Raw genomic sequence first — 2,465 nt, 5'->3', positions numbered from 1 at the left:
GTCTACTAGCAAAGGACGGGTGGAGTCTGAAAGTAGTATTATTTGTGAGGGTGGAAGTGAAACAAGTTGGTATAAAGCAGATGGTACAATAAATTATCCACCAAATAACGGAGCTGTACCAGGAACAGAAGTAAATATGTCGTTAAAACCAGGAGATACATTTGGGCGGTATGGAAATATTGGGAATAAGAGTAACTTTGTAACACAAACAGGTGCAAATGCAGATAAATTAGCATTGCCACCAACTACTGACCCTAATATTTATCAGGAATTTAGGGTTATAAAGGAAATACCAAACACTATCCAAGCAGAGATTGCAGCATGGGGAGGTTCTGCAGGTGGAGGATTACAATATGAATTGCCAATGCCGATTTTACAATTAATTAGAGAAGGCTATATAGTGCCAAAATAAATAGAGAGAGGTGAAAAACTATGTTAACAACAAATGAACTGCAAAAATATATTATGAGTGAAATTAATGATAAACTAGATGAGATTTCATACAGTAATGTTTTTTTCGAAAAAGGGGATGATAATAGTGCTGAGGGAACATACATTTTTAGTACAAATTCAAATTATCATATTCTTTATGCAGAAAAGGGGAAGATAAGAAGTGATATAGTTGTAAATGACGAACGAGAAGTATTGTGGTATGCTTTAAATATATTATCAACAAATATTACTATGAAGTATGCCATGAATAATCAAGAGAAAGGAAAAGATTTCCGAAGACCACTCTTTGAGAAAGAAAAAAAAATATTTGCTTTATTTGGTGAGGATTTTTTAAAAAGGAAAGATGAAGAGATTAATGAAATACTTGAAAAAAATCCGTATAATGATATTTAATTATGGTTATACTTTAGGACTCCAAAACCCTTAACTCAAAAAGCTATTTTAATCTCTGTCTGTTCACGAAGTGAATGACATACAGAGATTAATAATAGCTTTTTGTCATTTACCTGAATCCGTGAAGTTCACGGATTTATAAACTATCGCCGTAGATGCTGGAAGGATATTGATTGGGAATGTAGCAGAAGATAAAGCTTGTGATGCAATCTATCAAAGTACAGACAGCCATATATTGGCAATGTTGGGAAGCAATATGGTAGAAGAAGTTATATCAGGAAACCCAGCGAACAGTTCCGTATCAGAAATCGGAGATGTAGCGAGAAAGACGGATATTGAAGAACTAAGCCATACAACGATATTCAAGAACTCAGATGACATTGCCTTAGGTGAAAAAGCTTTAAGTAATGTAGAAGTGAATAAGCTAGATGATGTTGCAGAAGTTGTAGAGAGTGGTAGTACAACTGTTATATATTGGTCAGGTGATATAGCTAATTATCAATATAATATGATTGAAAATCCAGGACCGTTAGCAGAAATGCCTAATCAACCTGCAAAGAATTTCTATGGTGGCAGATACAATATGGAAGTATTACAGGAAGATAGAATAATGTATCGAGCAGGTAATGCTCAAAATCCGTATGGAAGATGGTTTACGAGTGAGCCACCTGCTTCTGTTACTAATGTAAGAATTGACGCAGCGGTAAAGACTCATTGGATAGACCCGAAAACTGGTGCGTATGAGGCAAGCTCTTATATAGATAATGTATATGCGATTAAAGTACCAAAGGGTACTACTATTTATACAGGATCAGTCGGACCGCAAGGTGGAGTATACGTGGGAGGATATAATGTTATGCAAACCTATATAGATGCACCATGGACTTTTGAAGTTGTAGGAAAAACACCGTTACAATAGATTGGAGATAGAAGAATGATAAGAAATGAAGAGTTTTTGCAGTTGCGAGAGGCGTATATAGAGATTGGCAAAATGGTACAAAAATATGGATATGGACAATATAACGGGATATTAAGAATTCTTATGGGACAAGTTAATTGTATTGACTCGGATGAGAGCAATGGTGAAAAAATGAAATACTTGATAGAAAGCTATAGTAAACTGTTTGCTTCGAGAGGCGGGTTAAGCGATTTCATTATTTATGATGCAGATGTTCAATTAAGAAATCAGTTGAATGAGAAATATAATGACGAAGTAAAAAGGGTTTGGAACATTATGAAAGACTATATTTAATAATGACTTCGTATAAGAACATCCGAAATCACAACTGAATATTTTTTCTTTAAAATTTAGGACGCATTGTTTTCATGGCACTTGGTGCTATGGAGATAATGCGTTTTTTCTATGTTAATTTTCAAATTCTTTTCCAGACTGCTGATATCAGTCTACTTCTTTCGAATATCGTGCCCAGAGTCTGCCTTTTGGTCATCTCACAAAGAGAAAGTGCTCATCTGGCTCAAGAAAACATCAAATCAGAAATCTTGATTCAGATGCAGTTTTTCTATTGAAGATGCTCCATCCGTAAAGGAGGAGTTCATGATTAAGTCCAGGTTGATTATGCCGGAAATAAATCAAGAATTTGATGTTCAATATAATGAGA

General features: G+C 34.8%; 4 protein-coding genes. All 4 read left to right on the top strand.

The window, feature by feature from the left end:
- Positions 1 to 412: glycohydrolase toxin TNT-related protein (locus DWW60_RS13295; protein WP_207660322.1), on the top strand; the 412-nt coding region annotated here is incomplete at its 5' end.
- A 20-nt stretch (positions 413 to 432) separates the two neighbouring features.
- Positions 433 to 846: a hypothetical protein gene (locus DWW60_RS13290; protein WP_055148057.1), complete on the top strand. Its 414-nt coding sequence runs from the start codon at positions 433 to 435 to the stop codon at positions 844 to 846.
- A 256-nt stretch (positions 847 to 1,102) separates the two neighbouring features.
- A complete protein-coding gene (locus DWW60_RS13285; RefSeq protein ID WP_133300893.1) occupies positions 1,103 to 1,765 on the top strand; it encodes a hypothetical protein in 663 nt (220 codons plus the stop codon).
- Between the two features lie 15 nt (positions 1,766 to 1,780).
- A complete protein-coding gene (locus tag DWW60_RS13280; RefSeq protein WP_055148064.1) occupies positions 1,781 to 2,098 on the top strand; it encodes a hypothetical protein in 318 nt (105 codons plus the stop codon).
- Positions 2,099 to 2,465 lie beyond the last annotated feature (367 nt).

The sequence above is a fragment of the Coprococcus sp. AF16-22 genome, assembly GCF_003461545.1.
Taxonomy (GTDB): domain Bacteria; phylum Bacillota; class Clostridia; order Lachnospirales; family Lachnospiraceae; genus Coprococcus; species Coprococcus aceti.
The sequence above is the reverse complement of the archived record's forward strand: the minus strand, read 5'-3'. Positions and strand labels throughout refer to the sequence as shown.